The following is a 7,103-nucleotide window of genomic DNA, read 5'->3' on the forward strand; positions in this document are numbered from 1 at the left end:
CGTGCCGCAAGGCACCACGGGTTGGCGTCCTCGCCCCAGTGCGTATCAATAATCTTCCTTACAGCGGCCTGTCCAGCCTTATCGTTCTGCACCGTGTAGACGGTTATGCCATCGGGGTACTCCTTCTTGTCGCTGAGCTCCGAGACGGTGTCCGGGTTCACCCGTTTTTCAGCGGCGCTCTCCTTGATGGTGTACTTCGCCAGTATCTCGTTGGGGTCGCCAAAGCTCATCGGGTCGAGGTGCTGCTGCTCACAGATCTTGAGCGCGTCGAGGATTTTGTAGTTGTCCTCCGGCAGGATGATGTGCCCGCCCAGCAGCCACTTTGTGGCGGCCTTCTCGTGCTTCGGCGAGCCTCCGGCCTTGACCTCCTCACCCAGCTTCTCGATCTCGGAGATAGCGTCGGTGCGCTGCTCCGGCGTCAGGTCCGGCCTGTGTTTCGCCAGCGAGGCATCCATCTCGTTCTTGCGTTTCGTGCCGATCTGCCGATACTCCTCCCCGACGTACGGCCTGCCCTCCGCGTCCTTGACGCCCCGGAGCATATCGGCTATAGTGATCTCAGAAACCCTGCGTAGTTGCCGTTCTGGAAGAACTCCCGAAAGGGGTGTGCCAGAGAGGCGCGCAGGGTTTCTGCTTGCCCCCTCAATGATGACGTCATTCAAATCAACTTCAACAGGTATCCTGCCATCGCTGGATTTTCTTTCATGAGCAACGACGCGCAACGTTTTCAGCCCGTCGGAAGACCAGACAGGGATATAAAAGCGATGTACGTTTTTGAGATGCTTTTTATTATCCTTCTGGTTCTTATGGCTCTCTATCAGGCGCGCATTCTGCAAAACCTCACGCAGCGACAGCAGCCCCGCCGTCCGCGTGTCCATATCCTCATAGGTCAGCCCCTTCCGTGAAGAGCGCACAACGTGTCTTGCCGCAGAGTTGGAGGGGATACCTATCAACGCCTCGCCATCAGAGCTTATATTTGGCTCTCTGCCAATGAACTCCGCCTTCAAGAATGCAAATAGCTCTTGCGGTGTCGCTTTCTTAGCGTCCTCCAGCTTCCCGCTCAGGTCCAGTATGGGCACTTTTTGTCCAAGGTCCACGCCGGCGTTCACCGGCTGCGCGAACCCTTCACTCTGCACGGCGTCTTCGCCGCGCCGGAGCGTCAGCTTCATGGCGTCGGCCGGGGAGATATTGGCGCGCCGCGCCAGCATCCCGGCGACGGATGCACCGACCCTGGCGAACACCCGCGCCTCCTCGCGGTCCTTGCCGACGGCCAGCATCTTGCGCTCCAGCTCCTCGGCCACGGCGTCCGTCTCCGCCGTGCGCCACGCGGGGCTGCTGGCCCTCCGCATGACAACCTCCACACCCTTCCGGGTCGTGGTCGTGACCATCTCCTGCGTTTGGGCCGGGGCGTTTGTTCCGGCCTTCACGTCCTCCGCGCCGTAGACGTCGCCGAACGCACCGTCCGAGGCGAACAGCCGGTCGTAGACGCCCCGCATCTCGTCGGAAAGCTGTTTGCCGGGGATGTTCGCAATCCTCTCGTAAACCTCGATCATCCAGTTGCGGATGCGCGAGAACACGTCCCGCAGGGTCTTTGTCGGGGCTTTCCCCTCGGCCAGGTACTTCTCGAACCCGCGGGCGAAGAACTCGTGCGCTCGCCTGCGGGCGTTCTTTATATCGGCGTCGAATGATTTTCGGGAGACGTGCACCTCCTTGAGGATTGTCTCCACGTCCTTCGCCATCTGAGGGTCCACGCCCTCCCTGCCGCTGAACTCCATCACCTTGTTGAGGATGTGGTGCCCGAACTCGTGGAAGCTGGTGCTCTTGTTCGCGGTCTCGAAGAAATCAATAATGCTCGTCCCGTCCGGCAGGAAGTACGTCCTGCCGTTGGGGGCGCCCCAACCCACAGGCAAAGTTTTTAACGTGGCGTCCATCACGTCGGTGTGCTCGGCGATGACTTTCTCCATAGCAGCCCGCCCGTGGCGGATGTTCTTGGTCTCCTCGGCCTGCCGCTGGTAGTACTCCTCCTCCGCCTCCCGTGCCGCGGCCTCCTCCTCGGCCTCGATGAGCTGGAGTAGACGCCTTTCGGCCCCCTTGGGCTTTCCCTTCCTCAGGCTTTTTCTCAGCGCGTGCAATTCATTTTCGAGCTCCGTCCCCCGCTCGTTCTTCCAGACGAATTCCGGGTCGTCGCTCCGCAGCCTCCGGTCGAACTCCTCACGGGGCAGGTTTTCAATCCACGCATCGATCTGCCTGCTCTCCTTTTGGAGTTCCAGGGCACGAGTTTTCTCCGGACTCTCCGGCCAGGTCTCTACCTCATCGTCGTTCTCGAAGTTCTGCCACGCCTCGAGCGCCAACGCCTCGTCCCGGGCGGCCCCGACCGGCCAGGTCTTCGGGTCGCCGGGGTCGTACTCCTCGCTCTGGCGTGTCGAGGATTGAGCGTACCCCTTGCCCTGCGTCCCCCGTTTCTCCTGTGCCTTCCCCCGCCGGAACTCGATGTTCAGCGCGTCCTTTGCCTCCGTGCCCGTGCGCTCCGCAAAGCGATGCGCGAACTCCGACGCCAGCAGGCCCATGGCCTTGGATTCCTCAACGTCGTGGCCCGCGGCGATCATCCTTGCCTCCACGTCTTTGGCCAGCTGACGCAGCTCGGCGGGCGTCCGGGTGCGTACGGTTCCCCTAGCCCCTGTACTCTCCGCCTGTCGGGGCGCTGTCTGTGCAGGCCCTACGCCCTGCTGCTCGTACTGCTCTCCATCCTGCTGGGCTACATTCCGGGCATCCTCCGCCTCCCCCCGCATCGCTGAGAGCGCAGCGTAGTCCCTGCGCTTCATAGCGTCCTGTATCTCCTGATACCGCACAAGGTCAGCCTCGCTCAGCGGGTTCTCCGGCGTTCCGTCCTCGGCAAACTGCGCCTCCTCGGCCATGCGCCCGGTTTCCCCATGTGCCCATCGCAGCAGCTCGGCACGCTCCGTGCCGGAGAGCGCCTGCCGGGTGTCGTCCTCCCTGCGAATCTCCTCCAAGGCCCCGGCCACAGGGTCAGTGGGGGCCTGTGCAGCGCCTGTCTCTGCGGCGGGGGGAGTGCTCTTGTTGCCCTTCGTTAGTGCGTTGACTGCGGCATTAACCGCCATGCCGCCGCCCCCGAACAACCCACCGGACAGGGCCCCCAGAAGACCCTCGTACCCCAGCTCGCTCCAGTCGTTGGGGTCTCCCACGGCCTTGTTCGCCGCTACGCCCTCCAGGACCTCCTCCAACCCCTCGCCCCCCATGTTGAGCGCGAGCCCTCCCAGGGTGCGGGTGACGGCCCCGGCGTTGGGGAACAGCTTGCCCAGCCCAAATGTCGCCATGTTCTGCAACGGGTCGGAGAGCATCAGCCCCAGGGGTGAGCGATTGAGAAGACAGCTTCTCCGGGTAGAAATTTCGGTTGATGGCGTCGCGCATCTGGTCCTCGGTCATGTCGTCGGGGAAACTGAGGGTCAGTCCTTTGTCGGGCAGGTGGATTTTCATGATTCCCTCCTGGTATCAAAAAAGCCCCTCCTGGAGAGGGGCGTGTGGTATACTTACCTCAGCTATTGCAGGGGTGCCTCCTTTTTCGGTGTTCGCTAGCGCCGAAATTTCAAGGAGGCGCTTTTTGTGGTATAATCTAGCCGCATATGAGAGCGTGCCTCTTTCCTCTTTGGAGTTCGCCAGCTTCAAAGAACACGGGAAAGAGGCTCTTTTTTTGTGGTATAATCTAGCCAGCCAATGAAACATCATGAGGTGCCTCCCTTTTCTTAGCGTCCGCTAGCGCTGAAGAAAAGGGAGATATTTTTATCCTGCTCTGATAAAATATGGATACCGTATCAGCCAGTTGAGGGACCGCTACTCTGCCGTCTTCAGTCTTCACGGGGCAACCCCTCGTGTTGGTTCGTCTCTAGCGGGGCGAACATCCCTTTTTGATTTGAAGGGAGGAACCTCACGTGTTTCGTTGGCTGAGAAGCCTCAGCTTCAAGCTCCATCTGAAGCTGGGACACCTGACGGTAAGCATCTGCTTTAAGCCAGGCTCCACCGTCGTAAGACGGTAGGCGACGGGAGGGGGCGGGGGTAAAACCCTGTCCCCCGCTATTTCCTCCCCCGCCGACCCCGGACGCCGTTCGTGTCCGTGTCGAACGCCTCGCGGGAGACTCCGGCCTCATCGAGGATCGTCTTCACGTCGTCGGCCATCTGGGGGCACATCCTCCCCGTCGCTGAACTCCACCCTCTTGTTGAAGATATGGAACTCGTGGAAGCTCGTGCTCCTGTTCGCTGTCTCGAAGAACTCGATGACGCTCGTCCCGTCCGGGAGGAAGCATTAGGGGATGGGCTTCCGACGGACAACGTAAGGATACACGGAGGGGGACATCGTAGAAATACGCACGCCCCGAGGCGGATTGAAAGCGCGGGGGCGGGGCAGATCAGCGAAAGAGCGAGAGGACGATCCCCTTCGGGGCCAAAACAACCTCTCAGTCCTCCCTTCGAGGCTCGACAGCCCCCCTTGCACAAGCAGACTGCCAGCGAACGCAGTGGGCTGTGCCCAAGAAACGGGGCATAGCTTAGGGGCTTCATCAGGGGGCCTGAAAAACGCGCCTCTTCGCTTTCGCCTCCCCCGCAAGGGGAGGTGCCCCTCCCCTCCCTCATTTCATCCCAACTCACAGGCAAAAAAGAGCACCCGGTGTGTTTAGGCTATTTTGGTATTTACTATATTTTTGAAAAAACAGTTTAAGTTATTGAACTTGCCAGGAATTTTATTGACATTATCCGTGGAGTTGGCTTTAATATAGGGAGCGTTTTCGAATCGGCTATCGGGGCAGGACGCTATTTTGAGGAGAGTGAACTGTATGTTTCGCAACATGAGGATTTCGCTGAAGCTATCTCTGGGGTTTGGGCTGGTGCTGCTGGTGTTCGTCGTCGCGGTGGCATTTTCCCGGGCGAAGATCTCGGGGGTGCAGGAGGACAACCGCTTGATGGCGAAGATATCCGAGGTGCTCGCTTTGATCACGGACCTGAACGACGGAATAAGCGGCCTGCGCTTTTCCGCCAGGGGATATCTGTACGCGGAGGACGCCGATGATATGAAGACAGGGCGTGACTCCTTGAAGGCCCTGGAGGAGGGTATCGCCCGTGGTGAGAGGATGTATCGGGAGGACCCCCGACTGGTCGCCCTGAGCAGGATCTCGGACCTGAAGGGTCCCCTCGAGGCCTACTCCAAAAACATGGAGGAGGTCGTCTCCCTCGCGGAGGCGAAGCGGAACACGGTGCAGGGCCTGGCCAAGGATTCTCAGGAGTTTTTGGACAAGCTCAACGAAGCCCTTGTGCCCATATACCGGAAGCTGCAGAATGACATTTCGGCAGGGAACGCCACCGAGGCCCAGCGCAGGCTCGAGAGGGTCCGCGAGGGCGAGGCGCTGACCACGGAGATAGGGGAGGTCCGCAGAAGCTACTCCTGGGTGATGGCGAACCGTGACGTCTCGGGCATCGATGCCATCCTCTCGCGGGTGGACGCGATGGGGAAGCGGGGACAGAAGCTTTTGGATGATACGCGCTCGGAGGAGATCCGCAGAGACCTTGCGGACGCACTGACGCACCTGCACGCCTTTTCGACTGGCGTGAGGGAGCTGGCGGACCAGCTCGTCCGAATCAGCGAGCTCACAAAGATCGTCAAACAGCAGGGGGACGACCTGGACGAGCTGAGCGACGCCATCTTCGATGTGTCGCAGAAACGCACGAGGGGAATCATCACTCAAACGGATGACAATTTGAGCCTCTCCGTCCTGATGTTGATTGCCTTGACGGTGGTCTCTGTGGTTGTCGGGCTGCTGATAGCGTTTTTGATCTCACGGATGATCACGAAGCCGCTCTCGCTTTTGGTGTCCGTGGCAGAACGGGCTGGGGGCGGGGACCTGACGTTGACACGGGCGGATCTGGGCGAGGAGAGGAACGACGAGTTGGGCAAGCTGTCGGATGCCCTCATCGAGATGGTTGGGGCACAGCGCCGGACGATAACGGAAGCCATGGAGATTGCGGAGCGCAGCGCAGAGAGCGCGGACACGATGCGCACCTCGTCAAGTCAGTCCAGCGAGTCCATCGCAAACGCAAAACAGGCCATAGAGAGCGTTGTGTCGCTTTGCGAGTCGAACTCGTCATCGCTGCAGGAGAGCAACGCGGGGACGGAGGAGATGTCCGCGGCGTCGATGACCGCGGCACAGGCGGCGACGGACTGTGCGGAGTTCATCTCTCAGACCACGGTGGTCTCAGGCCAGGCGGTGGAGATGGTACAGGAGACGATCGAGGATATGGGCCTTCTGTTCAAGAAGTCCGAGGAGAGCGGGGAGAGGCTCCGCGAGCTTGTGGAATCCGTGGGGCAGATCAGCGGATTTGTTGGGGTCATCACGTCGATAGCGGATCAGACGAACTTGCTGGCGCTGAACGCCGCGATCGAGGCGGCGCGGGCCGGAGAGGCCGGGCGTGGCTTTGCCGTTGTCGCTGAGGAGGTCCGTAAGCTGGCGGAGGATTCCGGTCAGGCGGCGAACAACATCAAGGGCTTGATCACGACGCTGCAGGCCGGGGCGAGGGACACGATGAATTCGAGCACGGAGTCCTCTGAGCTTCTGACGCGGACGACGGAGAAGGCGGATAAGGCCAAGGAGTCCCTGAACGAGGCCATGGGGCAGATAGACAAGGCGAACGACCGAATCCAGAACATCGCGGCGGTGGCGGAGGAGCAGGCAGCGTCAAGTCGGGAGATCGCCTCGGGCATCGATGCCGCGACAAAATCGACGGTGGACATGCTTCAGAACATGGAGAGGATACAGAGCTCCTCGGATGAGACGGCCAGGGTGGCGGAGGAAGTTGCGAAGCAGGCGGACGGCCTTGCGGTCCTGGCGGACAGACTGAAGGGGGCCCTTTCGCGCTTCAAGGTGTCCGCGGGCGCTTCGGGCGCCGGGAGGGCGGCTTTAAAAGGCTGATTGCTAAAGTCTGAAGGGCCAATCCCAATCGCTCTTAACTTAAAGAGATACTATGGTCTGCCTCCCCTTGTTGGGGAGGCAGACTTTGGTCGGAGGGGTTGCCTCGCCTCCCCTTAGGGGAGGTGCCGCCAAAGG

General features: G+C 60.6%; 5 protein-coding genes. 4 read left to right on the forward strand and 1 reads right to left on the reverse strand.

What is annotated here, in order from left to right; all coding sequences use genetic code 11:
* Positions 1-38 precede the first annotated feature (38 nt).
* The 3 genes from SY1_RS12315 to SY1_RS12325 all read left to right on the forward strand — a co-directional run bounded on the left by SY1_RS12315 (position 39) and on the right by SY1_RS12325 (position 1,440).
* Positions 39-572 carry a hypothetical protein gene (locus SY1_RS12315; RefSeq protein WP_243440575.1) on the forward strand — a complete coding sequence of 178 codons (534 nt, stop codon included), beginning with the start codon at positions 39-41 and terminating at the stop codon, positions 570-572.
* The gene (locus SY1_RS12320) at positions 573-902 is read left to right on the forward strand and encodes a hypothetical protein (RefSeq protein WP_243440576.1); all 330 of its coding nucleotides are present in this window, start codon (positions 573-575) and stop codon (positions 900-902) included.
* Between the two features lie 262 nt (positions 903-1,164).
* Positions 1,165-1,440, forward strand: a complete 276-nt coding sequence (locus SY1_RS12325; protein WP_243440577.1) for a hypothetical protein — start codon at positions 1,165-1,167, stop codon at positions 1,438-1,440.
* A gap of 2,067 nt (positions 1,441-3,507) precedes the next feature.
* Here the strand turns inward: SY1_RS12325 and SY1_RS04020 are convergent.
* Entirely contained in the window at positions 3,508-3,741 is a 234-nt protein-coding gene (locus SY1_RS04020; protein WP_208872783.1) for a hypothetical protein, read from the reverse strand.
* Between the two features lie 1,100 nt (positions 3,742-4,841).
* On the opposite strand from SY1_RS04020, the gene SY1_RS04025 reads away from it, so the two are divergent.
* The gene (locus tag SY1_RS04025; RefSeq protein WP_015556266.1) at positions 4,842-6,968 is read left to right on the forward strand and encodes a methyl-accepting chemotaxis protein; all 2,127 of its coding nucleotides are present in this window, start codon (positions 4,842-4,844) and stop codon (positions 6,966-6,968) included.
* The last annotated feature ends 135 nt before the right edge of the window (positions 6,969-7,103 follow it).

It is taken from the genome of Fretibacterium fastidiosum, from assembly GCF_000210715.1.
In the GTDB taxonomy this organism is placed as follows: domain Bacteria; phylum Synergistota; class Synergistia; order Synergistales; family Aminobacteriaceae; genus Fretibacterium; species Fretibacterium fastidiosum.

Excerpts from the sequence above, each read along its gene's own strand:
- SY1_RS12325 (WP_243440577.1), top strand. The coding sequence starts at position 1,165 with ATGGCGTCGGCCGGGGAGATATTGGCGCGCCGCGCCAGCATCCCGGCG.
- SY1_RS04020 (WP_208872783.1), bottom strand. The coding sequence starts at position 3,741 with ATGATGTTTCATTGGCTGGCTAGATTATACCACAAAAAAAGAGCCTCT.
- SY1_RS04025 (WP_015556266.1), top strand. The coding sequence starts at position 4,842 with ATGTTTCGCAACATGAGGATTTCGCTGAAGCTATCTCTGGGGTTTGGG.